This window comes from Streptomyces sp. NPDC088812, from assembly GCF_044750285.1.
Lineage (GTDB): Bacteria > Actinomycetota > Actinomycetes > Streptomycetales > Streptomycetaceae > Streptomyces.
On sequence record NZ_JBIVJP010000004.1, the window covers coordinates 105,822 to 128,677 of the forward strand.

Sequence of the window (22,856 nt, forward strand, 5' to 3'; positions counted from 1 at the left end):
ACCACCTTCGCGTTGACGTCGGTCAACACGACCTCGAGCGGCGCCTGCTCGTGCCGCCCTGGAACAGGCCGGTGAGGCCCAGCGGGTCGTTCGGGTCGGGCTGGGCGGGGGCGTTGGCGTCGATCATGGCCGGGAGGCTAACAGCGGGGTCCGACAGCCCGGTCCGCGCCAACTGCGTCTGCCCGCCCGTACCCGGCCGCTGTGGCGCGGGGTGCCGCTGGACCTGCGGGCGCAGTACCCCCTCGGGCGGACCGTGACCTGGTGGGGCGTCTCGTCCTGCACCTCCGAGCGCGGCGTGGCCCGGGCGTTCCTCGGCAGCCGAGGCAAGCGGACGCTCTTCGAGGTGCAGCCCCGGCGGGCCGTCGGCATCCGCGACTTCTCCGCGTTCACGGGCGAGGAGGAGTTCATCCTGCTGCCGGGGACGCGGCTGAAGGTGGTGGAGGTGACGACCGAGCGCGGCGGCCTGTGCACCGTGAAGCTGGCCGAGTCGGAGGAGCTGCCCCTGGTGTCCTGACCCTGCCGCAGGTCCGCCGGCCGGACCGGCCGTGCGTCACCGCGCACCTGGTGACGCACGGCCGGCGACGGTGGGGAGGTCAGCTCGACTCGACGCCGAGCGTCAGGGTCGCCGCGTATCCCGCGGAGGTCGTGCTCCCCAGCGCGGTGAGCGTGAGGAGCCCCGACGCGGCGCCTCCGTCGTCGTAGATGGAGTCCTGGGCGAGGGTGGTGCGGGTGACCGTGTTCGTCGAGTACGGCGAGACGCGCCCGACGGCGGTCGTCATCGTCTCGTCGAAGAACAGCTGGCCGGTGTGGAGTTCCTGGCCGCCGGTGAAGGAGCCGTCCGAGGTCAGGGTGACGTTCGTGTGGACCTTGACGTGGATGTGCACACAGCGGCCCCGGTACCAGCCCGGGTAGATCGAGGTGATGGACGCGACGCCGCTGGAGTTCGTCAGGACTCCGCCGCGCAGGAAGGTGCCGCTGTCCGGTTCGTTGTGGCCGTTGTTGCCGACGAAGCCGGAGTACTCGCCGAGGGCGTCGGAGTGCCAGAGCTCGACCAGGGCGTTGCTCAGGGGGACGCAGGTGTCGTCGTCGACGACCGTGAGTGTCAGCTTGAGCGGGATGCCCGCCTTGCCTTCGGTGATGTCGGCGCGGACGTACTGTCCGTCGAGGTAGTAGGGGCCTTCGGTCATCTCCTTGGTGAGGGTGCAGACGGCCGCGGCCGCCACGGGGGCGGCGGCAGCGGCGTCGGCGGCCTGGGTGCCGGCGGCGGGGGCGTCGGTCGCGGCGACGGCCCCGACGGCCAGGGTGGCGGCCGTGGCGCCGGTGGCGATCAGCATCGTGCGGCGGCCGAGGGACTGGGGGGGCTCGGTGTGCGCGTCCTGACGCGCATCTGTGGTGTCTGTCATGAGCACGGGACCGTAGAAGTGGTTTCTGTCCGAGGACTGTCAATTTGGCAAAGTGACCGACCGTCAAGTCGCATGCAGGACAAGGGGAGTGACCGGGTCCGCTCCGGGGACCGGCCGGGGCCGCGGCCGCTCTCCGAAAACTTCCGGGACTGCGCGGGCCATTGACGCGGAAGGGGTTCGATTCTACGTTCCCGTCCGACGACGCGACTGCCGTTCGATATCACGAACGGCTGACCCCACTGAAGGAGCGTCCGCATGAGCCGCATCTCCCGCAAGGCCGCACTGCTCGCCCTCCCCGCCGCGATCCTGCTGGCGCTGACCCCCTCCACCGCCTCCGCCTACCCCAACCCCGGCACCGTCACCGGCTCCACCGTCGTCCACGACCCGACGATGATCCGCGCCTCCGACGGCCGCTACCTCCTCTACGCCACCGGAGGCGGCCTGTCCTACCGCACCTCCACCGACCGCGTCGCGTTCAGCGCGGGCAGCGACGCCTTCACCACCAGGCCGAGCTGGTGGTCGTCGTACGGGACGACGGAGGCGTGGGCGCCGGACATCTCCTACCAGGGCGGCAAGTACCTGATGTACTACGCCGTCTCGACCTTCGGGTCCAACACGTCCGCCATCGGCCTGGCCGGCTCCACGACGGGCCTGCCCGGTTCCTGGACCGACTACGGCACGGTCTACACCTCCACCAGCTCCAGCGACTACAACGCCATCGACCCCAACCTCTTCGTGGACAGCGACGGCACGTGGTGGCTGTCGTTCGGCAGCTGGTGGACCGGCCTGAAGATGATCCAGATCAACCCCTCGACCGGCAAACAGCTGTCGAGCAACACCACCCGCTACTCCCTCGCCTCCCGCCCGACCGGGACGAAGGCCGTCGAGGCGCCGTACATCGTCAAGCGCAACGGCTACTACTACCTCTTCGCGTCCTACGACACCTGCTGCGCCGGCACCAGCTCCACCTACAAGGTCAAGGTCGGCCGGGCCACCAGCGTCACCGGCCCGTACTACGACCAGAGCGGCGTCGCCCTCATGAACAACGGCGGCACCCCGGTGCTGGAGTCGCACGGACGCTACATCGGCCCCGGCGGCCAGTCGATCATGGCCGACGTCGACGGCGACCTGATCGTCTACCACTACTACGACGGCCAGGACAACGGCACCCCCAAACTCGGCATCAACCTCCTGAACTGGAGCAGCGGATGGCCCGTCGCCTACTGACCCTGCTGGCCGCGCTGCTGTTCGCCCTGTCCCTGGGACAGTCCTCGGCCAGTGCCGCCTCCTTCGCCAACCCGGTCAAGGCGCAGAAGGGCGCCGACCCCTGGATCGCCTACCACGACGGCAACTACTACCTGGTGTCGACGAGCTGGACGGATGTCATCACCGTCCGCAAGTCCGCCACCCTCGCGGGCCTGGCCACCGCGCCGAGCGTGCAGGTGTGGCAGGGTGACGCGGCGAGCCGCTGCTGCAACATCTGGGCGCCCGAGCTGCACTACCTCAACGGCCACTGGTACCTGTACTACGTCGCCGGCCAGAACGTCTCCGACTACAACCCGACCCAGCGCACCCACGTCCTGGAGAGCGCCGGCTCCGACCCCCTCGGCCCGTACACCTACAAGAACCAGCTCAACTCGGCCTGGATGCTGGACCCGACGGTCGCCACCATCAACGGGCAGCTGTACCTCTTCGGCAGCACGAGCAGCGGCACCCAGAACCTCGTCGCGGCCCGCATGTCGAACCCGTACACCCTCGCCACGGGCTTCTCCACCGTCTCGACGCCCACCTACTCCTGGGAGACGTCGGGCGGCTCGGTGAACGAGGGGCCGGAGATCCTCCAGCGCAACGGGCAGACCTTCCTCGTCTACTCGGCGAGCGGCTGCTGGACCGCCGACTACAAGCTCGGCCAGCTCACCCTCACCGGCAGCGACCCGCTGTCGGCGTCCTCCTGGACGAAGAAGTCGACGCCGGTCTTCCAGCGCAGTGACGCAGGCGGCGTCTACGGGCCGGGTCACAACGGCTTCTTCACCTCTCCGGACGGCACCGAGAACTGGATCGTCTACCACGCCAACGACGCGGCGTCGGAGGGCTGCGACAACGGCCGGACCACCCGTGCCCAGAAGTTCACCTGGAACTCCGACGGCACCCCGAACCTCGGCACCCCCGTCGCCCTCGGCGCGAGCCAGACCGGCCCGTCCGGCGAACCGTCCACCGTCTCCACCACGTACACCCTCACCAACCGCAACAGCGGCAAGTGCCTGGACGTGACCGGAAGTTCGACGGCCGACGGTGCCAATGTCGCGCAGTACACCTGCAACGGCGGCGCCAACCAGCGCTGGCGGATCGAGGACCTCGGCGACGACACCAGCCGCCTCGTCAACGTCGCCGGCGGCAAGGTCCTCGACACCGCCGACTGCTCCACCGCCGACGGCGCCGACCTGCGCCAGTGGAGCTGGCTGGACAACACCTGCCAGCGGTTCCGTTTCCTCGCCACCGACAGCGGATACGTCCGCGTCGTCAACCAGGCCACGGGCAAGGTCGCCGACGTCGAGAACTGCTCCACGGCCGACTCCGCCGACGTACGGCAGTGGACCTGGCTCAACAACACCTGCCAGCAGTGGCGCCTGAACCCGGTGTAGTCCAGTCCCGCGCCCCGCGCCCCTGACGTCGGTGCAGATCACCCACCCAGGGGCGCGGGAAACTGCGCGACCGGCCACGACGGCCCCGCGGCCGCCCACGCAGCCTCCGCCCCACGGCGCACAGGCGTGTCCGGCCCGGCCCAGCGGCCCGGCGACTAGCCGACCTGCCCCATCCCGGCCGCCGTCGGCCAGCTCTGCGCGTTGTTCGGCCAGCCCGACGTCGCGGCGGGGGAGAGCCCGTCGGTGCCGCGGACCTGGGCGGCGGTCAGGCCGCCGCGGGCCGGGACACCGGGCGGGGTGGGGCCGGGCATCGGGGCGGCGGGAGCGGCGGGCGGCACCGGGGACATCGCGGCCGCCGCCGCGGGGGCGGGGGCCGGGGCCGGGGGCGCCGCCGGGACGGACGGCGGGAACACCTGGGCCGCCGCCGGCAGCGGCATCCCCGCCCCGCCGGTCTGCGCCGCCGCCGGCAGCGGCATCCCCGCCCCGCCGGTCTGCGCCGCCGCCGGCATGTGCAGGCCGGCGACGGCGGCCGGAGCCGGGGCCGGCCCCGGCAGACCGGCGCCGACGGCCTGAGCGGCGAGGCCGTGCATGCCGGCGCCGTTGGTGGCACCGATCAGCCGGTCCACCGCCGCCGTGCCCGAGCTGTAGCTGCTCCCGGTGCCCAGCTCGGGCACGGCGGCTCCCCTCCTGGTCCCGTAGAGCACCTGTTCCAGGCCGGACACCAGGCGACGCACGTCCACCTGGGGGCGCACCACGAGCCGCAGGAAGCGGCTGGAGGAACCGATCTTGTTGCCGCACTCGCGGACCAGGACCCGGTGCTCGGTGAGCAGCCGGTCGCGGACCACGGTGCCCTCGGCGCCCACCGGAAGGCGCACGAAGAGGAAGTTCCCCTGGGAGGGGTAGACGGTCAGGCCCGGCAGCGCGGAGAGCTGGCTGGCCATCTCCAGACGGTCGCGGTACACCTGGTGGAGGCTCTGGGCGTACTCGGCGCCGTGCTCCTTGAGGATGAACACCACGTACTCGGCGAAGGCGTTGAGGTTCCATTTCGGCAGCATGGAGCGGACCCGGCCGGCGAGCGAGGGATTGGCGACCATGTAGCCGAAGCGGATGCCGTGCAGGCCGAAGTTCTTGCCGAGGCTGCGCAGCACGATGACGTTGGGGCGCAGCATCGCCTCCTGGACGACGCTCGGTTCGGCCTCCGCGTCGGCGAACTCCAGGAACGACTCGTCGATGACGACCAGGTCCAGGTCGGCCATCGCGTCCATGAACTGCACGATCGCGTGCTTGTGCAGGAACCCGCCGTCGGGGTTGTTGGGGTTGCAGATGACGGCGGCACGGGTCCCGCGCGCCCGGATGAACTCGGCGTACTGGGCGAGGTCCAGGGCGAAGCCGCTGGACTCCTGGAGCGGGAACATGTCGACCCGCTTGCCGGTCTCCATCGGCTGGTCGGTCCAGCGGCCGAAGGTGGGGACGGGGATGGCGAGGGACTCGCGGACCAGCAGGTGGTCGATCCAGGTGATCAGCTCGGTGGAGCCGTTGCCCATCGCGACCGCCTGCGGCGGGAGCTGGAGCAGGTTGCACAGCTCGGCGGTGATGGTGTCGGCGCTGCTCGGGTAGTACGTGATGATGTCGCGGAGCTTGGCCGCCATCACGTCGAACATCGCCGGGGTGGGGAAGTAGGGGTTGCACGGTATGCAGAAGTCCACCGGGCCGACCCCTTCGCCGCCCTCGCGCGTCAGCGCTGCCATCGACGGGCTGTGCGCCGCGGTGTTGCGGAACAACGAGGAGACGTTGTCGGCCATGGAACCTCCGTACGGGGCGGGCCCGGTGGGGACGACCGGGCCCGTCGTCATGTGGGTGGCCCGTGCGGGGGAGCACGGGCCGCCCTTACATACGGAGACTGGGGTGGCGCTGTTCAATCGCTGAGGATTGCGTGAGAAGTTGTGTGGTTCCTGTGAAGGTCCGCCGATGGCGGGACGGTCAGCGGCCGAACGAGTGGACGGTCGTCGTCCGGTACGTCTGCCCCGGCCGCAGCACGGTCGACGGGAAGGACGGCTTGTTCGGCGAGTCCGGGAAGTGCTGCGTCTCCAGGCACAGGGCGTCGCCCTGGCGGTAGACGGTGCCGCCCGAGCCGACGAGCGTGCCCTCGAGGAAGTTGCCGGAGTAGAACTGCAGCCCCGGCTCGGTGGTGGCGATGCGCAGGGTGCGGCCCGAGGAGGGGTCGCGCAGGGTCGCGACGGGCACCGGCTTCGCCGTGACGCCCTTGTCGAGCACCCAGTTGTGGTCGAATCCCTGGCCGTACAGCAGCTGCTGGTGGGCGACGCGGATGTCCTCGCCGACGGTCTTGGCCCGGCGGAAGTCGAAGGGGGTGCCGGCCACCTTCGCCAGTTCGCCGGTGGGGATCAGGCCCGAGTCGACGGGCGTGTAGCGGGAGGCGGCGATCTCCAGCTCGTGGTCGTAGACCGAGCCGCTCGCCTCGCCGGCGAGGTTCCAGTAGACGTGGCTGGTGAGGTTGACGACGGTGGCCTTGTCGGTGGTGGCCTCGTAGTCGATGCGCCAGTCGCCCTGCCGGGTGAGGGTGTAGGTGACCTTCACCTTGAGGGTGCCCGGGTAGCCCATCTCCCCGTCGACGCTCGTGTAGTGCAGGTACAGGCCGACGTCGGAGCCCTTGGTGAACGGCTCGACGTCCCAGACCCGCTTGTCGAAGCCTCGGGCGCCGCCGTGCAGGGTGTTCTCGCCGTCGTTGACGTCGATCTGGTGGGCGGTGCCGTCGAGGGTGAACCGGCCCTTGCCGATGCGGTTGCCGTAGCGGCCGATGAGCGCGCCGAAGTACGGGCTCCCCGCGACGTACTCCTCGATCGTGTCGAAGCCGAGGGAAACGTTCCTGTAGCGGCCGTGGCGGTCGGGGATCTCCAGGGACTGGACGATGCCGCCGTAGGAGAGGACCTTCAGGCGGGTGCCGCCGTTGGCCAGCGACCAGAGGTGGACCTTCGTGCCGTCCGCGAGGGTACCGAAGAGCTTCTTCACGGGCGTGCTGCCTCCCGAGGCGTGTGCCGTGCCGCCGAGCGTGGTCGCGGCGATCCCGGCGGCCGCGGCGCCCGCGATGACTGTGCGTCGGTTCAGTTCCATGGAGTGCGGCTCCCTTGAAAGGGCGGGGCCCCGCCGGACGCTTCCGGCGGGGCCCCGCTCGTCGACCTACGAACCGGACTTGCGCTTGTTCCAGACGTCGAAGCCGACCGCGGCCAGCAGGGCCAGGCCCTTGATGACCTGCTGCCAGTCGCTGCCGACGCCGAGGAGGTTCATGCCGTTGTTCAGCACGCCGAGGACGAGACCGCCGATGATCGCACCGAGGACGGTGCCCACACCGCCGCTCATCGACGCGCCGCCGATGAACGCCGAGGCGATCGCCTCGAGTTCGAAGTTCAGTCCCGCCTTCGGACCGGCCGCGTTCAGACGGGCGGCGACCACCAGACCCGCCAGGGCCGCGAGCACGCCCATGTTCAGGAAGACGTAGAAGGTGACCTTCTTGTCCTTCACGCCGGACAGCTTCGCCGCCGGCAGGTTGCCGCCGATCGCGTAGATGTGCCGCCCGAACACCGCGTTGCGCATGACGTAGCCGTAGCCGACCACCAGCACGCCCAGCACCAGCAGGATGATCGGGGCACCCTTGTAGCTGGCCAGCAGCAGGGTGACCACGAGGATCGCGGCGACGATGGAGACGATCTTGAGCAGGAAGATGTTGCGGGGCACGACCTCCAGCGCGAACTCCTGCTGGCGCCCCCGGTCCCGGACCTCCTGGAGCACCACGAAGACGATCAGGACGATGCCCAGCAGCAGCGTGATGTTGTGGTAGTTGGTGGTCGGGCCGACCTCGGGCAGGAAGCCGTTGCCGATCTTCTGGAGACCGTCCGGGAAGGGGCCGAGGGTCTGGCCCTCCAGCAGGATCTCCGTCACACCGCGGAAGGTCAGCATGCCGGCGAGGGTGACGATGAACGACGGTATGCCGAGATAGGCGATCAGATAGCCCTGGATCGAGCCCGCGACACCGCCCACCACCAGGCAGAGCACCACCGCGACTGGCCACGACACGTCGTGCTGCACGGTCAGTACGGCCGCGAAGGCACCCACGAACGCCGTCAGCGACCCCACCGACAGGTCGATGTGGCCCGCGATGATCACCAGCATCATGCCGATCGCGAGGATCAGGATGTAGCTGTTCTGGAGGACCAGGTTGGAGACGTTGCGCGGCAGCAGCAGGTCGCCGTCGGTCCACACCGCGAAGAGGACGACGATCAGGCCGAGGGCGATCAGCATGCCGTACTGGCGCATGTTGCGGCGCAGGCCGTCCAGCATCAGCTGGAGCAGGCCGTCGCCCGCCGCCCCCGGGCCCTTGCCCGGCGGCGCGGCGGCCGGGCTCTTGTCGGTCACTTCGGTGCTCATCGCGTTACCTCTTTGTCCTTCGTCATCTGACGCATCAGCACTTCCTGCGTGGCCTCGGCCCGCGGGACCTCGCCCGTGAGGCGTCCGGCGGCCATGGTGTAGATGCGGTCGCACATGCCGAGCAGTTCGGGCAGCTCGGAGGAGATGAAGACGACCGCCTTGCCCTGGGCCGCCAACTGGTCGATGACCGTGTAGATCTCGTACTTGGCGCCCACGTCGATGCCGCGCGTGGGCTCGTCCAGGATCAGCACGTCCGGACCCGCGAAGATCCACTTGCTGAGGACGACCTTCTGCTGGTTGCCGCCGGAGAGCTTGCCGACCGGCTCGAAGACGGTCGGGGCCTTGATGTTCATGGACGTGCGGTAGCCCTCGGAGACCTGCCGCTCCTCGTGCTCGTCGACGATCCCGCGCCGGGCGACCTTCTTCAGGGCGGTGAGCGAGATGTTCCGGTTGATGGTGTCGATGAGGTTGAGGCCGTAGTGCTTGCGGTCCTCGGTGACGTAGGCGATGCCGTGCTCGACCGCCTCCGCGACGGTCTTCGTACGGATCTCCCGGCCGTCCTTGAGGACCGTGCCGCCCGCGTGCCGGCCGTAGCTGCGCCCGAACACGCTCATCGCGAGCTCGGTGCGGCCGGCGCCCATCAGTCCCGCGATGCCGACGATCTCCCCGCGCCGCACGTGGACCGACACGTCGTCGACCACCTTGCGCTGCTGATCGATCGGGTGGTGCACGGTCCAGTTACGGATCTCCAGGGCGGGTGCCGCGCCCTCCTCCGGCTGGTGCGGGGTGCGCTCGGGGAAGCGGTGGTCGAGGTCGCGGCCCACCATGCCGCTGATGATCCGGTCCTCGGTCGTCTCCGGCGCCTTCACGTCCAGCGTCTCGATGGACTGGCCGTCGCGGATGATCGTCACCGAGTCGGCGACCTTGCGGATCTCGTTGAGCTTGTGGGAGATGATGATCGAGGTGATGCCCTGCTTCTTCAACTCCAGGATGAGATCGAGGAGTTTGTCGCTGTCCTCGTCGTTCAGGGCCGCGGTCGGCTCATCCAGGATGAGCAGCTTCACCTTCTTCGACAGCGCTTTCGCGATCTCCACGAGCTGCTGCTTGCCCACGCCGATGTCGGCGACGCGGGTCTCCGGGTGATCGCTGAGACCGACCCGGCGCAGCAGCTCGGAGGCGTGCCGCAGGGTCTCGTTCCAGTTGATCAGCCCGCGCTCGGCGTGCTCGTTGCCGAGGAAGATGTTCTCCGCGAGGGAGAGGTACGGCACCAGCGCCAGCTCCTGGTGGATGATCACGATGCCGTGCTGCTCGCTCGCCCGGATGTCCTTGAAGCCGCAGACCTCTCCCTCGAAGAGGATCTCCCCCTCGTAGCTGCCGTGCGGATGGACGCCGGAGAGCACCTTCATCAAGGTGGACTTCCCGGCGCCGTTCTCACCGCAGATGGCGTGGACCTCGCCCTGCCGGACGGTCAGCGTGACGTCCGACAGCGCCTTCACACCGGGAAAGGTCTTGACGATCGAGCGCATTTCCAGGACGGGTCCCGCCATGGTCGTGCCTTCCAATCCGTGAGGTTCGACGCTTACTTGAGCTGGTCCGCCGTGTAGTAACCGCCGTCGACCAGGATCTGCGAGTAGTTGGTCTTGTCGACGCTCACCGGCTGGAGCAGGTAGGCGGGGACGACCTTGGAGCCGTTGTCGTAGGTCTTGGTGTCGTTGACCTCCGGCTCCTTGTCGTTGAGGACCGCGTCGACCATGTTCGAGGCGACCTTGGCCAGCTCGCGCAGGTCCTTGTAGACGGTCTGGGTCTGCCCGCCCGCGATGATCGACTTCACCGAGGCCAGCTCGGCGTCCTGACCGGTGATGACCGGCAGCGGCTTGCTCCCGGAGCCGTAGCCGTCGGACTTCAGCGACGACAGGATGCCGATGGAGATGCCGTCGTACGGCGAGAGGACCGCGTCGACCTTCTCGCTCTTGTACGACTTGGTGAGGATGTCGTCCATGCGCCGCTGGGCGGTGGCGCCGTCCCAGCGCAGGGTGGTGACCTGGTTGAGCGCGGTCTGGCCGGACTGGACGACCAGCTTCTTGCTGTCGATGTACGGCTTCAGGACGCTCATCGCGCCGTTGAAGAAGTACTTGGTGTTGTTGTCGTCGTTGGAGCCGGCGAACAGCTCGATGTTGAACGGGCCCTTGCCGCTCGCCAGGCCCAGCTTGTCGACGATGTAGTTCGCCTGGAGCTGGCCGACCTTCTCGTTGTCGAAGGACGCGTAGTAGTCGACGTTGTCCGAGCCGAGGATCAGGCGGTCGTAGGAGATGACCGGGATGTCCGCGTCCTTGGCCTGCTGGAGGACGTTGTTCAGCGACTTGTTGTCGATGGCCGCGATGATCAGCGCCTTGACGCCCTGGGTGATCAGGTTCTCGATCTGCGAGACCTGCTGGTCGGGGTCGTCCTCGCCGTAGACCAGCTTGGTCTTGTAGCCCTTGGCCTCCAGGTCCGCGACGACGTTCTTGCCGTCGGAGATCCAGCGCTCCGAGGACTTGGTCGGCATCGCGATGCCGATGGTCCCGCCCTTGCTGTCGCTCTTCTCCTCCTTGCTCCCGCCGTCGCTGCTCTGACCGCAGGCGGTCAGGGTGAGGGCCAGGGAGGCGGCTCCGGCCACGGCGGCGAGGGCTGCTCTACGAGTACGCATGATCATCATCCTTGATGTGGTGAGAGAGAGCTTCGGTCCTCAGGCGGGAGCGCTCCCCTGCGACGGGGGAGACCGCGCGGGCGAGACCGCGCGGAAGGGACCGAGAAAACGCGCGTGTGGGATTGTGTTCGACTGCGTCGCGTTCTGTGAAGGGGGCTTTCCCGGAACGTTATGCGGAAGTTTCGAAACGCCGCAGCGCGCCCGGGAGTCGGGAGCCCAGCGGGGCCATGTCGCCGTCGGCGCCGTGACGTGCCAACAGGTCCAGGGCAAGCCTGCCGCGCCGCACCCGCTCCTTTGCGGTGGACAGCGTCAGGTCCCGCAGATGGTGCCCGTAAGGGTAGATCCCGGGGGCCTTGGAGAGGCCGAACTTCAGGTACAAAGGGGCACCGCGGCGGATCAGTTCGGCCACCTCGTACATCCGGACGTACCCGCCGAGGTCGTCGGGGGCCTCGATGTACATGTCCATGGGGGCGGCCGACACCCGCCGGATCTCGGTGAGGTGATCGAGCGTCAGATCGCTGGGCACGTTGACGGAGTCGGCGCCGAGCCGCTCGTAGACCGCGTACGCGGCCGGGTTCACCGGGCCGATGAGCGCGCTCACCTTGAGCGTGGTGTCGGCCGGGATGATGCCCGCCTCCCGCGCCCGGTGCAGGGTCCACAGCACGCCCTCGTCGGCGACGAGCAGGCACTTGACGCCCAGCTCCGTCGCGCGGACGGCGTCCTCCACACAGCCCGCCACGGCGTCGTGGCCGCGCGCCCTCAGGCCCGCGCCGCGGGAGTCGGTACGGGTCGACCCGCCGATGTCCCAGGTGCCGCGCGGCCCGGTGAACAGGCAGAGTTCGATGTCGCGTTCGCCGGTGGCCTCGACCATCTCGGTGATCTCGGCGTCGGTCAGCATCCACACGCCGCTGCCCTGGCTGATCCGGTGGATCGGCACATCGAGCCGCGAGGCCTCCTTCAGCACGACCGCCAGCGCTTCGGGACCCTCGCACGAGGGGATCTCGGTGCGCCAGCGGCCGCCGCCGGGGAAGGTGTGGGCGGAGGTGTCGGCGGGGTCGAGGGCGGGCGCGTCCAGCCCCAGGGCGGCGAGCGCCTGCTCGCCGGGGCGGCGGGCGGCCGTAGCGGAAGCGTCGGTCGTCACAAGCTGTCCTTCGTGTTCGTTATTTCGGACAAGGTTCGCGGCTCAAGTCGTACGGGCTTGGGTGTACGCCGGTGCGGCGGGTGTCGGAGGCCCGCCGCACCGGCGTACGTCTAGGGGCGGAGCAGCACCTTGCCCACCTTCGGATCGCCGGATCCCACCAGCTCGATCGCCTCGGAGAACTCGGCGAGCGGCAGCTCGTGCGTGACCAGCGGCAGCGGGTCGAGCAGCCCGGAGGCGAACACCCGCACCGTGTGCGACCAGGCGTCCGGCGGCGCGCCGAAGACGGAGTGCACCTCCAGCTGCCGGACCACCAGGTCGGTCGGGTCCAGCCCGTCGGCGCCGGCCGCCGGGATGCCCGTCAGCACCAGCCGCCCGCCGCGCCGCAGCAGCGCGGCGGAGGTGCGCGCGGCGGACGCGGACCCGGCGGTCTCGATCACGACGTCGAAGTCGTCGGGCAGCTCCTCGCCCCGGGTGCGGAAGGAGGTGGCGCCGAACTGCCGGGCCAGGGCCTCCCGGTCCCGCCGCGTGCCCACGACCAGCAGCTCGCTCGGCGAGCCCGCCCGCAGGAACTGCACGGCGAACATGCCCAGCGTCCCGGTGCCGACGACCGCGACCCGCTCGCCCGGCAGGGCGTGGGCCTTGATCGCGGCGGCCGCGATGCAGGCGGCCGGCTCCAGCAGGGCCGCCGCCGTCAGGTCGGCGTCGTCCGGCAGGACGTGCAGCAGCCGGGCCGGCAGGGTCAGCGTGGCGGCCATCGCGCCCGGCTGGGTGAACCCGGTCTCCTCGTACCCGTCCGTGCACAGCGTCGTCTCACCCGCGTGGCAGCGGTCGCACACCTGGCAGTTGCGGAAGCCCTCACCGACGACCTTGCGGCCCACCAGGGACTCCGGCACCCCGGCGCCCACGGCCTGGACCGTCCCCGACCACTCGTGGCCGGGGACGAGCGGGTAGCGGACGTACCCCTCGGGCCGGTTGCCCTGGTAGACCTCGCGGTCGCTGCCGCAAATACCCACCGCGTGCACCCGCACGAGCGCCTCGCCGGGCCCGGCCTCGCGCGGCGTGTGCTCGACGAGCCGGTGCTCGCCCGGCGCCTCGACGACGACGGCGCTGCTCACTGCTGGGTGCCCTTCGGCTTGCGCTGCTCCCAGCCCTCGGCCCACAGGTCGAAGCGGGCCTGCTGCTGCGGGAACTCGGCGGCGGCGTCGGCGTCGAACTCCACGCCGAGACCGGGCTTGTCGGAGAGGTGGAAATACCCGTCGATCACCTCGGGCGCGCCCTTGACGACCTTCTTGATGTCCGCGTCCGCGAAGTCGTTGAAGTGCTCGAGGATCTTGAAGTTGGGGGAGGTGAAGCCGACCTGGAGCGAGGCGGCGGTCAGCACCGAGCCGCCCACGTTGTGCGGGGCGACCAGCATGTAGTGGGTCTCGGCGGTCGCGGCCAGCTTCCGCGTCTCCCAGATGCCGCCGATGTGGCCGACGTCCGGCTGGATGATGTCGACGGCCTGGCTCTCGAAGAGCTCGCGGAACTCGATCCGGTCGTGGATGCGCTCGCCGGTGGCGACCGGCATGTCGACCTTGGCCGCGACCTTCTCCAGCGCCTTGAGGTTCTCCGGCGGGACCGGCTCCTCCAGCCACGCGGGCTTGAAGGGCGCCAGCTCCTTGGCGAGGCGGACGGCGGTGGCGGGCGAGAACCGGCCGTGCATCTCCAGCATCAGCTCGGCGTCCGGCCCGATGGCGTCGCGCACGGCCTCGATGAGGGAGACGGCGTACAGGCTCTGCTCGTGGTCCAGCTCGAAGTGGCCGGTCCCGAACGGGTCGATCTTCAGCGCCTTGTACCCGCGCTCCATGACCCCCTGGGCGGCCTTGTGGTACGCCTCGGGCGTCCGCTCGGTGGTGTACCAGCCGTTGGCGTAGGCCTTGACCTTGTCGGTGACCTTGCCGCCGAGCAGCTGCCAGACCGGTACGCCGAGGGCCTTGCCCTTGATGTCCCAGCAGGCCATCTCGATGACCGCGATGCCGGACATCACGATCTCGCCGGCCCGCCCGTAGTCGCCGTACTTCATGCGGCGGGTGAGGTCCTCGACAGCGAACGGGTCGGAGCCGAGAATGTGGTTGGTTTCGGCCTCCCTCAGATACCCGATCAACGCGTCGGTGTGGCCCAGCATGCGGGTCTCGCCGACACCCGTGATGCCCTCGTCGGTGTGCACCTGGACGTAGGTCAGGTTGCGCCAGGGCGTACCGACCACGTGAGTGCTGATTCCGGTGATGCGCACGGAAGTTTGCCCTTCAGCTGTTCGAGATTTCGTCACACGTTCGAAATGCTGGCGTGACAGTAAGGAGGGGGCGAGGGGGGTGTCAATGGGTCGGACAGATAACGGTTTCGACAGTTTCGACGGCGGCTTTTCGGTTTCGATGCCCGGAACGGGCACGGGGCTCCTCTCAGGGCCCCGCCGGGAGGCCCTTCGGTTTCCCACACAACCTTCACAGGCACCCCTAGGAACGTCACCCGGCAGGAACTTAGTCTTCCCGCGTCATGGACTACTGCCACCCGTGCCGACGGCACCTCAACGGCGCCCTCGCCTGCCCGGGCTGCGGCACTCCGGCCCCTCGTCCGGACGCGCCCGCGCGGGAGGCGTACCCGGCCCAGGCCTACGCGCCGGAGCCGTACGCCGTTCACGACGCCGGGGCGGGAATGGACGGAGCTTACGGCTCCGGGGCGGGGACGGACGGAGCTTACGGCTCCGGGGCGGGGATGCGGGCCTTCGGCGCCGGCGCCGGCGCGGACACGCGGGAGGCCGGGACGGCCGCCCCCGAGGCTGCGGCGGCAGCCCCTGCGGCCGGGGCAGGCGCCAGCAAGTCCGATGCGGCGGCCCCCGGGGCCGGAGGCCGGGCCGCCCGCCGCCGCGAGCAGGAACGCGGCCGGGGCCGCGGCCGGGGTCAGGCCCGCGGCCGGGGCCGAGGCGAGGGCCGGTCCCGCGGCGGCCGGTCCCACGGTCCGGTGCCCGCCGACGACACCGCCGACGACATCGTCGACGACACCACCGGCGACCCCGCCGAGGGTGATGCGAGCCGTCGCGATCGCAAGGCCGCCGCCCACCGCCGGCGCCGCCGCCGCACCCTCCTGATCACCGCGGGCTTCGTCCTGGCGGCCGGCGGACTGAGCCTGGCCGAACTCGGCATCGACGGCGCCGTTCTCCCCGGCTCGAACCCGGCGGCGGCCGGGGGCGAGTCGACGGAGGTCGACGCCGACGAGCCCACGGCGGGCACCACGGCGGAGGCCCTCGACGCAAGGTCGGACACCGGAGGCAAGGGGAGCTCGGCCTCGCCGGACCCCTCGGCCTCCGCGTCCGCCTCGGGGTCCGCGTCGGCGTCCGCCTCGCCGGGTGCCTCGGAGTCGTCGACGACCGGCCCGGACCAGGACCCCCTGTCGGCGACCGCCCCGGTCACCTCCCCGACCACCTCCGGCTCCGACACCTCGGCGGACACCCCGTCCACCCCGGCCTCCGACCCCACGACGTCGGAGCCGGCCCCGGACCCGGAACCATCGCCTTCGGAAACGTGCGACCGGTTCCTGTGGTGGTGCAGCTGAGCGGAACGGGTGCCGCCGTCAGGGCGTCCCGGGGCGGCGGTCGGTCCTGAAGGCCGCCCACACCGTCTTGCCGATGACGTGCTCCGTGACGCCCATGTCGTCGGCCGGCTGCCTGATCAGGTGCAATCCCCGCCCTGAGCACGCGAGGGTGTCCGAGGCCTGAAGGGCGACGAACGGGCTGCCGGTGTCCCGGACCCCCAGGCGCATCACCGTGCCGTCGAGCTCAAGAGTCACGCGGTACTCCCGGCCCGGCGGAACGCCGTGCAGCAGTGCGTTCGTGGCGAGTTCCGACGCGCACAGCTTTATGTCGTCCAGCCGGTCGGTGCGGTCCCACTCCACCAGGACCTGGTGGACGAACGCGCGGGCGTCGCGCACCGAAGCGTGCGAGCGCGGAAAACGACGTTGCTGTGGCAAGGGCACGTTCGGCCACCTCCGCAGTGCTGGAGCAAGTGCCGCGACACTACTGCTATTCGCGAAAAGCAGCAAGGTGGCGCTCTAGGCTGACAGCTTGGGGACCGTGCGCCCGAAGTCGCCTAACGTGTACGGCGCAAGGTCGAACGAACGGTCCGGCCGTACAGGAGGACGCCGTGAGCGCGAGTGGGTGGGTCAGCACCTCGTTGCCGTATCTGACGCCACGGAAACAGGGGCGGGGTGACGCCTGGGCGGAGGAGGCGGAGGCCCGGGGGCGGCGCGGTACTCAGCGGATCGTCCACGCGGGCGAGGTGCCGGCTCCGGCGGACGTGGCGGGGCTGCTCGGGATCGCGGAAGGGGAGCCGGTGGTCGTGAGGCGGCGCCTGATCCTCCTCGACGACCAGCCGAACGAACGCACCGACACCTACTACCCGACTGCCATCGCCCGGGGCACCCGACTCGCCGGGACCGCCAGGATCCCGGGCGGAGCCGTCACGTTCCTCGCCGAACTGGCGTACGTGGGCGTTCTCGTGACGGAGGACGTGACCGCCGGAATGCCGGACGAGGAGGAGCGGGAAGCCCTGCGGACAGCCGCCGACGAGCCGGTCCTGCGGATCACTCGGGTGACCCGGGACCGCGACGACCGGCCGATCCAGGTCGACCGTATGGTGATGCCTGCCCCACGGCAGAGGCTGCGTTACGAGATCAGGATCGGATGACCGTGCCCAAGGCAGTACCAGAAGCCGCCGACCGCCGTTCGCTGCACGAGAGGATCGCGGCCGATCTGCGCGACGACATCATGAGCGGGGAGCTTGCGCCCGGAGAGAGCCTGCCCTCCACGGTGCAGCTCAAGGAACGCTTCGACGCGTCGAACGCCACTGTCCAGAAGGCTCTTCAGCTCCTGAAGGACGAAGGTCTGGTGGTCGGAAGGGCCGGCGCGGCCGTCACGGTCCGCGAACACCGCCAGCGCACGGTCCGCCCTGCCGCGCTCGCGGCACCGGGCGCACCTGGAGAGCCCTTCCGCTGGCTCACCGAAGCGGCCAAGCACGGCACGCGCGCCCGCAGCGAGCTGCTCGACGTGCGGGAGACCCGCCCACCGGCCGATGTCCGCGCCGCCTTCGGTCTCCCGGAGAACGGCACCGCCCTCCTCCGCGGCCAGCTCCTCCTGATCGACGACGAGCCCGCCGAACTCGTGTACTCCTACTATCCGTTGGACATCGCCAGAGGCACGCCGCTTGAGAGCCGCCGCCGGATCAAGGGCGGCACTCCCGTGCTGCTCACGGCACTCGGTCATCCTCCTCGCCGCAGCGTGGACCGTGTTTCCGCGCGGGTCCCGACCCAGGAGCAGTACCAGGCGCTCCGCCTGACGAGCGGCATGCCGGTCCTGCGCACCCTGCGGGTCGTGCACAGCGATCGTGAGGAGCCGGTCGAGGTGACCGTGATGGTGAAGGCGGGGCATCTGTACGAGGTGCAGTACGAGTTCGCCGTCGGCGAGTGACCCGCCTTCTTCCGTCACCGCCTCCCGCGCCGCGCCGCTCCTCCACGAGCGGGAGGCGGCGGCTGACCGGTCCCGTAGGCCACCACGTCCACCACGTCGTCGCCGGCCACGCAGTCCAGGGCGCGTCGGCTGAGCCTGTACACCCAGAAGTGGTGCAGGCCGTACAGCAGCGGCCCGGACAGGGCCAGTACCAGTTCGGCCTGCCACGGCATCGTTCCCGTGGGCAGTGCCGTGGCCAAAGGTGAAACCACGGCGGCCGTACCCGTGGCGCGCATTCCCCTCACCATTCCTCACCGCCGTCATGTCGCCGGGCATTCGATATCGCCCGCCGGGTCGACCGGGCGTGCAGGGTGACGCGGAGTGCATGAGCCAGATGGCGGCGGCGGGGTTCGGCGGAAAGGTCCCAGAGTTCGCTGTGCCATTCCTCCGCATAACGCGGACGGTCCGCGGGGGGAAGGGCTCGTACCGCGGAGTCGATGAGCCATCGCGCGGACAGGCTCACCCTTTTCCCGGCGGCGAGGGCGGCGGACGCCCGTTCGGGGTGGTGCAGCGTGGTCACGAGGTGCCGCAGCAGGACCGTCGCGTCGTCGCAGGAGCGGGCGATGCCGGTGGCCCGCAGGCTTCCCCGGGGGTCCACGCGAGCGAGCTGGAGCGCCAGGTGGCGGAACGACTCGGAGGCGTAGGCGAGGCCCTGGGCCAGGTCGGTCGTCCTGGTTCCGACGGCGACCGGGCTGCCGAGTGCCGAGGGGAGCCGCACGGCGCGCAGATGCAGGTCGGTGACGACCCTGGCCGCGTCGAGCGCGAGGTCGACATCGCTGCTCACGGCGTGGATACGGCGCAGCGCGAGGAGGCAGGCCAGCTTCCTGGCGCGGGCGTCGGTGCGGGCCAGCGCGCGGATGAGCTTGCGGGACAGGCCGACGGCGTGACGCGCGGCGGATTCCCGCGCGGCGGCGTTCGCGGTGAGGGGGGCATGCGTCATGCGCCCGCCCCTCCGGCCATTCCCGGGCGCAGCACGCCGAGCGCGTTCCGTCCGACCGTGCTGCGGGCGAGCGCCAGCCGGGCGGCCACGGCGCCGTCGGGGCTCAGGCGGTAATAGCGTCGCCGGGGCCGGCCCCGCTCGTGCGGATCCACGTCCTCCCAGCGGGAGACGAGCCATCCGATCGATTCCAGGCGGGCCAGAATGGGGTGGATCGTGCCGCTGGCCAGCTGAGCCCTGGCGCAGATCTCCAGCCCGTACATTTCTTCGGCTGGATTCTCGAGAAGCGCCCGCAGTACTAATTGGGTGGGCAGTGTCATCCGCGGTGACGAGGCGTCTTTGGGCATGATGGAACTCTACCTAGGGGCTAAGTAGAGATGAACCAAGCCAGGGCGCATCGCACATTGCTAATTGTGTTCGAGTGAATTCCTGTTCGAGGGGTGCCGACCCCCGCTGTCGACATAGACGACCAGCGTCTGCTCCGGCTGTTCGGCCAGGTGAAAAGCGGTGTACGCGTAATCGATCGGTCCCCGTCGCGGGTGCCGTAGCCGTTTCCGGCCGCTGTGACGGGCCTGCACCTCGTACTGCGGCCACCAGTCCCGCACCTCCGGGCTGCCCTCGTTCAGGTCCTCGACCAGCCGGGTGTACCGCGGGTCGCCGGAATGGCGTGCCGCCAGCGCCCGAAGCCGGCCGAGCAGGCCGCGTGCCTCGGATTCCCAGTCGACGACGACGTCCCGGGCCACCGGTTCGAGGAACATCCAGCGGACGAAGTTGGCGGGCCGGTCCGCCTCGGTGATGAGTCCCGGGAACAGCTCGTCGGCTGCCTGGTTGTGGCTGAGGACGTCATAGTTGCCGCCGATGATGTACGCCGGGTTCGGCTGGAGCAGCAAGGGGACGGCACCCGCTTCGGCCGTCAGCGGCTCGTGTTCCTCGGGTTCGGCCGCAGGCGCGTGACCGGCGAGGCGGAGAAGGTGATCGCGCTCGTGCCGGTCGAGCCGCAGCGCCGCGGCCAGGGCGTTGAGCACCTGTTCGGAGACGCGGATCTCCCGCCCCTGCTCCAGATACGTGTACCAGGTGGCGCTGATCCCGGCCAGCAGCGCCAGTTCCTCCCGGCGGAGTCCCGGAGTCCGACGGCGGCCGGTCCGGGGCAGGCCCACCTCGTCCGGGGTCAGGCGCTCCCTCCGGCTGCGCAGGAATTCACTCAGTTGACGGCGTCGGTCCGGCTGCGTGGGCATGACGGTAGGACCCTCGGTTCCAGAATAAATGCGGTCTGGATACCAGGCTAAGACCTCAGGAGACTGGTGCGCGAGCACGGGCCGCGGTACTGCCGACGGCCTCACACGGTCACACCGGCACCCGGCCGTACGGTGCGCAACGGCGTCCGGACGCATCTCCGTGTCCCGCTGCCGCTCCGCACCCCTGCCCGGCGCCGAAGACGGAGAGGGCAACTCATGTCCGGAATCAAGGGCAAAGTGGTGGCGATCACAGGAGCCGGCAGTGGCATCGGCGAGGGGACGGCGTTGCTGCTGGCCGAACGCGGCGCGCGACTCGTCCTCGGCGCACGCCGGTCCGAACGCCTGCTGGACCTGGTGGCCCGGATCGAGAAGGCGGGTGGCGAGGCCGTGCAGATCCGCACCGACGTGACCCGGCGGGACGACCTGCACGCCCTGGTCGCGCTGGCCGGTGAGCGCTTCGGCCGACTGGACGTACTCGTCGGCAATGCCGGAGTCGGCACCGTTTCGCCTCTCGACGATCTGCGCGTCGAGGAGTGGGACCACATGGTCGACGTCAACGTGAAAGGCGTGCTGCACGGGATCGGCGCCGCGCTGCCGGTCTTCCGGGCGCAGGGAACCGGCCACTTCATCACCGTCGCGTCCACGGCCGCGTTCCGCATCGTGCCCACCATGGCCGTCTACGCCGGCACCAAGTTCGCGGTCCGGGCCATCTGCGAAGGACTGCGCCAGGAAGCCGGCGACTCCCTGCGGGTGACGACCGTCTCACCTGGTCCGACTGCGACCGACTTCGCCGAGGCGTCGACCAACAGCCAGGTCAGGGCGGCGATCAGCAAGATGCGGGACGACATCGCGATCCCGCCCGACGCGATCGCCCGCGCCATCGCTTTCGCGATCGAACAGCCTGCCGCGGTCGACGTGAACGAGATCGTCGTCCGGCCCACCGCCCAGAGCTGACCTCCCCAGGTCGCCGAGACCCGAGACCGGCACGGTCAGTCGCCGTCGTCCGAGGGGTGTCGGTCGTCGGCGTCCGCCGGCCCCACCATCCGCCGCAGCAACCCCCGCAGCACCCCCCGTTCCTCCTCCGTCAGCCCCGCCAGGGGTTCGCGGGCGAAGCGCAGGCCTTCGCGGAGGCCCTTGGCCACCCGGCGGCCCTCCTCGGTGGCGGCCGCCAGTTTGACGCGGCGGTCGGCCGGGTCGGGGCGGCGTTCGGCCAGGCCCCGGGCCTCCAGGCGGTCGACGATGCCGGTCACGTTGGACGGCTCGCACTTGAGCCGGTTCGCCAGCTTGCGCATGGGCAGCGGCTCCAGGGAGAGCAGGCTGAGCAGGCGGGCCTGGGCGCCGGTGAGGGCGTACGCGGCGGCGGCGTCCTCGTAGTCCTCGTGGAAGCGGGCCACCACCTCGCCGATCAGTTCGACGACCTCGAGGGTCAGGGCGTCGGGGCGGCGGGCCGGAGGTGAGGGTGCCATGGTGGACAGGGTACCCGGCTTACTTGACATCCTGAAATATTCAGACGCATGGTTGTTTCAGTTAGTGAAACATCAGAGAGGCATCCCCCATGACCGACTCCGCCCTCCCCGCCACCAGCCGCGAATGGCGCCTGCTCAGCCGACCCGTCGGCTGGCCGAAGCCCGAGGACTTCGAGCTGGCCGAGGCGGAGGTACGGCAGCCCGGTCCCGGCCAGGTCCTCGTCCGCAACGAGTACCTCTCCGTCGACCCCTACATGCGCGGCCGGATGAGCGCCGCCAAGTCCTACGTCGCCCCCTTCGAGCTGGGCAAGGCTATGCAGGGCGGCGCGGTCGGCGAGGTCGTCGCCTCCGAGACCGAGGGCATCGCCCCGGGCGACCACGTCCTGCACTTCGGCGGCTGGCGCGAGTACGCCACCGTCGACGGTGGGCAGGCCGTCCGGGTCGACCCCGAGGCCGCGCCCCTCTCCACCTACCTGGGCGTCCTCGGCATGACCGGCCTCACCGCGTACGCGGGCCTGCTGCGCACCGCCTCCTTCAAGGAGGGCGACGCGGTGTTCGTGTCCGGCGCGGCGGGCGCCGTCGGCAGCCAGGTCGGCCAGATCGCCCGGCTGAAGGGCGCCTCGCGGGTCATCGGCTCCGCCGGGTCCGACGACAAGGTCAAGCTGCTGGTGGAGGAGTACGGCTTCGACGCCGCGTTCAACTACAAGAACGGCCCGGTCGCCGAGCAGCTGCGCGAGGCCGCGCCCGACGGCGTCGACGTCTACTTCGACAACGTCGGCGGCGACCACCTGGAGGCCGCCATCGGCTCCCTCAACCGGGACGGCCGGATCGCGGTCTGCGGCATGATCTCCCTCTACAACAACACCGAGCCCGCCCCCGGCCCGAAGAACCTCGTCCGCCTCATCCAGACCCGCGGCCGCATCGAGGGCTTCCTGGTCGGCGACCACTACGACCTCCAGCCGCAGTTCGTCCGGGAGGTCGGCGCCTGGGTCCGCTCCGGTGAGCTGAAGTACCGCGAGACGGTCGTCGAGGGCATCGAGAACAACCTGGAGGCGTTCTTCGGCGTCCTGCGCGGCGACAACACCGGGAAGATGATCGTCAAGCTGTAGTGCGGGCGCGGGGCGGTGAAAGCGCCGGGGCCGGCCCGGCCCCCGCCCTGCCGGAGAAGGCCCGCCGGGTTCGCCCGTACGCGAGGGCGACCCGCCGGACGAGCGTCACCGTGACGCTCGTCCGGCAGCGCTCGCCGCGTGGTGGCGCAGCCGCACGTGGCGCAGTCGCGCACGGCGGAGGCCGCAGGTGGCGCAGTCGCGCACGGCGGAGGCCGCAGGTGGCGCAGTCGCGCACGGCGGAGGCCGCAGGTGGCGCAGTCG

General features: G+C 70.4%; 23 protein-coding genes. 8 read left to right on the top strand and 15 right to left on the bottom strand.

The window, feature by feature from the left end; translation table 11 throughout:
• Positions 1-211 precede the first annotated feature (211 nt).
• Complete coding sequence (locus ACIP67_RS08790) at positions 212-514, top strand: hypothetical protein (protein ID WP_401689531.1); 303 nt, start codon at positions 212-214, stop codon at positions 512-514.
• Between the two features lie 79 nt (positions 515-593).
• Here ACIP67_RS08790 and ACIP67_RS08795 read toward each other — a convergent pair whose 3' ends face one another.
• Entirely contained in the window at positions 594-1,403 is an 810-nt protein-coding gene (locus ACIP67_RS08795) for an intradiol ring-cleavage dioxygenase (RefSeq protein WP_401689534.1), read from the bottom strand.
• 255 nt (positions 1,404-1,658) lie between these two features.
• On the opposite strand from ACIP67_RS08795, the gene ACIP67_RS08800 reads away from it, so the two are divergent.
• Complete coding sequence (locus ACIP67_RS08800) at positions 1,659-2,630, top strand: arabinan endo-1,5-alpha-L-arabinosidase (protein WP_401689537.1); 972 nt, start codon at positions 1,659-1,661, stop codon at positions 2,628-2,630.
• The gene (locus tag ACIP67_RS08805) at positions 2,612-4,045 is read left to right on the top strand and encodes a family 43 glycosylhydrolase (RefSeq protein ID WP_401689540.1); all 1,434 of its coding nucleotides are present in this window, start codon (positions 2,612-2,614) and stop codon (positions 4,043-4,045) included. The genes ACIP67_RS08800 and ACIP67_RS08805 overlap by 19 nt, the downstream gene beginning before the upstream one ends.
• A gap of 155 nt (positions 4,046-4,200) precedes the next feature.
• On the opposite strand, the gene ACIP67_RS08810 is transcribed toward ACIP67_RS08805, so the two are convergent.
• The 8 genes from ACIP67_RS08810 to ACIP67_RS08845 form a co-directional block, all read right to left on the bottom strand.
• Positions 4,201-5,847, bottom strand: a complete 1,647-nt coding sequence (locus ACIP67_RS08810; protein WP_401689543.1) for a pyridoxal phosphate-dependent aminotransferase — start codon at positions 5,845-5,847, stop codon at positions 4,201-4,203.
• A gap of 178 nt (positions 5,848-6,025) precedes the next feature.
• A complete protein-coding gene (locus ACIP67_RS08815) occupies positions 6,026-7,174 on the bottom strand; it encodes an aldose epimerase family protein (protein ID WP_401689545.1) in 1,149 nt (382 codons plus the stop codon).
• A 66-nt stretch (positions 7,175-7,240) separates the two neighbouring features.
• Positions 7,241-8,485: a multiple monosaccharide ABC transporter permease gene (gene mmsB, locus ACIP67_RS08820; protein WP_401689547.1), complete on the bottom strand. Its 1,245-nt coding sequence runs from the start codon at positions 8,483-8,485 to the stop codon at positions 7,241-7,243.
• A complete protein-coding gene (gene mmsA / locus ACIP67_RS08825) occupies positions 8,482-10,032 on the bottom strand; it encodes a multiple monosaccharide ABC transporter ATP-binding protein (protein ID WP_401689550.1) in 1,551 nt (516 codons plus the stop codon). Before mmsA ends, mmsB begins: the two co-directional genes overlap by 4 nt.
• Positions 10,033-10,064: 32 nt before the next feature.
• Positions 10,065-11,171 carry a multiple monosaccharide ABC transporter substrate-binding protein gene (gene chvE / locus ACIP67_RS08830; RefSeq protein ID WP_401689552.1) on the bottom strand — a complete coding sequence of 369 codons (1,107 nt, stop codon included), beginning with the start codon at positions 11,169-11,171 and terminating at the stop codon, positions 10,065-10,067.
• 169 nt (positions 11,172-11,340) lie between these two features.
• Positions 11,341-12,312, bottom strand: a complete 972-nt coding sequence (locus ACIP67_RS08835; RefSeq protein WP_401689555.1) for a hypothetical protein — start codon at positions 12,310-12,312, stop codon at positions 11,341-11,343.
• Positions 12,313-12,422: 110 nt separating this feature from the next.
• Entirely contained in the window at positions 12,423-13,427 is a 1,005-nt protein-coding gene (locus ACIP67_RS08840) for a zinc-binding dehydrogenase (RefSeq protein ID WP_401689558.1), read from the bottom strand.
• On the bottom strand, positions 13,424-14,584 hold the full coding sequence (locus ACIP67_RS08845; RefSeq protein ID WP_401689560.1) for a mandelate racemase/muconate lactonizing enzyme family protein: 1,161 nt from the start codon (positions 14,582-14,584) through the stop codon (positions 13,424-13,426). Before ACIP67_RS08845 ends, ACIP67_RS08840 begins: the two co-directional genes overlap by 4 nt.
• A gap of 725 nt (positions 14,585-15,309) precedes the next feature.
• On the opposite strand from ACIP67_RS08845, the gene ACIP67_RS08850 reads away from it, so the two are divergent.
• A complete protein-coding gene (locus ACIP67_RS08850) occupies positions 15,310-15,900 on the top strand; it encodes a hypothetical protein (RefSeq protein ID WP_401689563.1) in 591 nt (196 codons plus the stop codon).
• An 18-nt stretch (positions 15,901-15,918) separates the two neighbouring features.
• Here the strand turns inward: ACIP67_RS08850 and ACIP67_RS08855 are convergent, their stop codons facing one another.
• Positions 15,919-16,320, bottom strand: coding sequence for an ATP-binding protein (locus ACIP67_RS08855; RefSeq protein WP_401689566.1), 402 nt, complete (start codon positions 16,318-16,320; stop codon positions 15,919-15,921).
• Between the two features lie 167 nt (positions 16,321-16,487).
• Between ACIP67_RS08855 and ACIP67_RS08860 the strand changes: the two genes are divergently transcribed.
• Positions 16,488-17,030, top strand: a complete 543-nt coding sequence (locus ACIP67_RS08860) for a GntR family transcriptional regulator (RefSeq protein ID WP_401689569.1) — start codon at positions 16,488-16,490, stop codon at positions 17,028-17,030.
• On the top strand, positions 17,027-17,809 hold the full coding sequence (locus ACIP67_RS08865) for a GntR family transcriptional regulator (RefSeq protein WP_401689571.1): 783 nt from the start codon (positions 17,027-17,029) through the stop codon (positions 17,807-17,809). Before ACIP67_RS08860 ends, ACIP67_RS08865 begins: the two co-directional genes overlap by 4 nt.
• Before the next feature lie 14 nt (positions 17,810-17,823).
• Here ACIP67_RS08865 and ACIP67_RS08870 read toward each other — a convergent pair whose 3' ends face one another.
• Genes ACIP67_RS08870 through ACIP67_RS08885 form a run of 4 tightly spaced genes read right to left on the bottom strand, consistent with a single transcriptional unit; the run spans position 17,824 to position 20,020 of the window.
• Positions 17,824-18,060, bottom strand: a complete 237-nt coding sequence (locus ACIP67_RS08870) for a hypothetical protein (protein WP_401689574.1) — start codon at positions 18,058-18,060, stop codon at positions 17,824-17,826.
• A 29-nt stretch (positions 18,061-18,089) separates the two neighbouring features.
• A complete protein-coding gene (locus ACIP67_RS08875) occupies positions 18,090-18,788 on the bottom strand; it encodes a hypothetical protein (RefSeq protein WP_401689577.1) in 699 nt (232 codons plus the stop codon).
• Entirely contained in the window at positions 18,785-19,132 is a 348-nt protein-coding gene (locus tag ACIP67_RS08880; RefSeq protein WP_401689580.1) for a PadR family transcriptional regulator, read from the bottom strand. Before ACIP67_RS08880 ends, ACIP67_RS08875 begins: the two co-directional genes overlap by 4 nt.
• Before the next feature lie 60 nt (positions 19,133-19,192).
• A complete protein-coding gene (locus ACIP67_RS08885; protein ID WP_401689582.1) occupies positions 19,193-20,020 on the bottom strand; it encodes a helix-turn-helix transcriptional regulator in 828 nt (275 codons plus the stop codon).
• 216 nt (positions 20,021-20,236) lie between these two features.
• Here ACIP67_RS08885 and ACIP67_RS08890 point away from each other — a divergent pair, with 216 nt between their 5' ends.
• Positions 20,237-20,974 carry an SDR family oxidoreductase gene (locus ACIP67_RS08890; RefSeq protein ID WP_401689585.1) on the top strand — a complete coding sequence of 246 codons (738 nt, stop codon included), beginning with the start codon at positions 20,237-20,239 and terminating at the stop codon, positions 20,972-20,974.
• A gap of 35 nt (positions 20,975-21,009) precedes the next feature.
• Here the strand turns inward: ACIP67_RS08890 and ACIP67_RS08895 are convergent, their stop codons facing one another.
• The gene (locus tag ACIP67_RS08895; RefSeq protein WP_401689588.1) at positions 21,010-21,486 is read right to left on the bottom strand and encodes a MarR family winged helix-turn-helix transcriptional regulator; all 477 of its coding nucleotides are present in this window, start codon (positions 21,484-21,486) and stop codon (positions 21,010-21,012) included.
• 89 nt (positions 21,487-21,575) lie between these two features.
• Between ACIP67_RS08895 and ACIP67_RS08900 the strand changes: the two genes are divergently transcribed.
• On the top strand, positions 21,576-22,595 hold the full coding sequence (locus ACIP67_RS08900; protein WP_401689591.1) for an NADP-dependent oxidoreductase: 1,020 nt from the start codon (positions 21,576-21,578) through the stop codon (positions 22,593-22,595).
• The last annotated feature ends 261 nt before the right edge of the window (positions 22,596-22,856 follow it).

Bases quoted from the DNA above. Each gene is read 5' to 3' on its own strand.
- ACIP67_RS08795 (WP_401689534.1), bottom strand. From the start codon at position 1,403: ATGACAGACACCACAGATGCGCGTCAGGACGCGCACACCGAGCCCCCC.
- ACIP67_RS08800 (WP_401689537.1), top strand. From the start codon at position 1,659: ATGAGCCGCATCTCCCGCAAGGCCGCACTGCTCGCCCTCCCCGCCGCG.
- ACIP67_RS08805 (WP_401689540.1), top strand. From the start codon at position 2,612: ATGGCCCGTCGCCTACTGACCCTGCTGGCCGCGCTGCTGTTCGCCCTG.
- ACIP67_RS08810 (WP_401689543.1), bottom strand. From the start codon at position 5,847: ATGGCCGACAACGTCTCCTCGTTGTTCCGCAACACCGCGGCGCACAGC.
- ACIP67_RS08815 (WP_401689545.1), bottom strand. From the start codon at position 7,174: ATGGAACTGAACCGACGCACAGTCATCGCGGGCGCCGCGGCCGCCGGG.
- mmsB (WP_401689547.1), bottom strand. From the start codon at position 8,485: ATGAGCACCGAAGTGACCGACAAGAGCCCGGCCGCCGCGCCGCCGGGC.
- mmsA (WP_401689550.1), bottom strand. From the start codon at position 10,032: ATGGCGGGACCCGTCCTGGAAATGCGCTCGATCGTCAAGACCTTTCCC.
- chvE (WP_401689552.1), bottom strand. From the start codon at position 11,171: ATGCGTACTCGTAGAGCAGCCCTCGCCGCCGTGGCCGGAGCCGCCTCC.
- ACIP67_RS08865 (WP_401689571.1), top strand. From the start codon at position 17,027: ATGACCGTGCCCAAGGCAGTACCAGAAGCCGCCGACCGCCGTTCGCTG.
- ACIP67_RS08875 (WP_401689577.1), bottom strand. From the start codon at position 18,788: ATGACGCATGCCCCCCTCACCGCGAACGCCGCCGCGCGGGAATCCGCC.
- ACIP67_RS08880 (WP_401689580.1), bottom strand. From the start codon at position 19,132: ATGCCCAAAGACGCCTCGTCACCGCGGATGACACTGCCCACCCAATTA.
- ACIP67_RS08885 (WP_401689582.1), bottom strand. From the start codon at position 20,020: ATGCCCACGCAGCCGGACCGACGCCGTCAACTGAGTGAATTCCTGCGC.
- ACIP67_RS08890 (WP_401689585.1), top strand. From the start codon at position 20,237: ATGTCCGGAATCAAGGGCAAAGTGGTGGCGATCACAGGAGCCGGCAGT.
- ACIP67_RS08895 (WP_401689588.1), bottom strand. From the start codon at position 21,486: ATGGCACCCTCACCTCCGGCCCGCCGCCCCGACGCCCTGACCCTCGAG.
- ACIP67_RS08900 (WP_401689591.1), top strand. From the start codon at position 21,576: ATGACCGACTCCGCCCTCCCCGCCACCAGCCGCGAATGGCGCCTGCTC.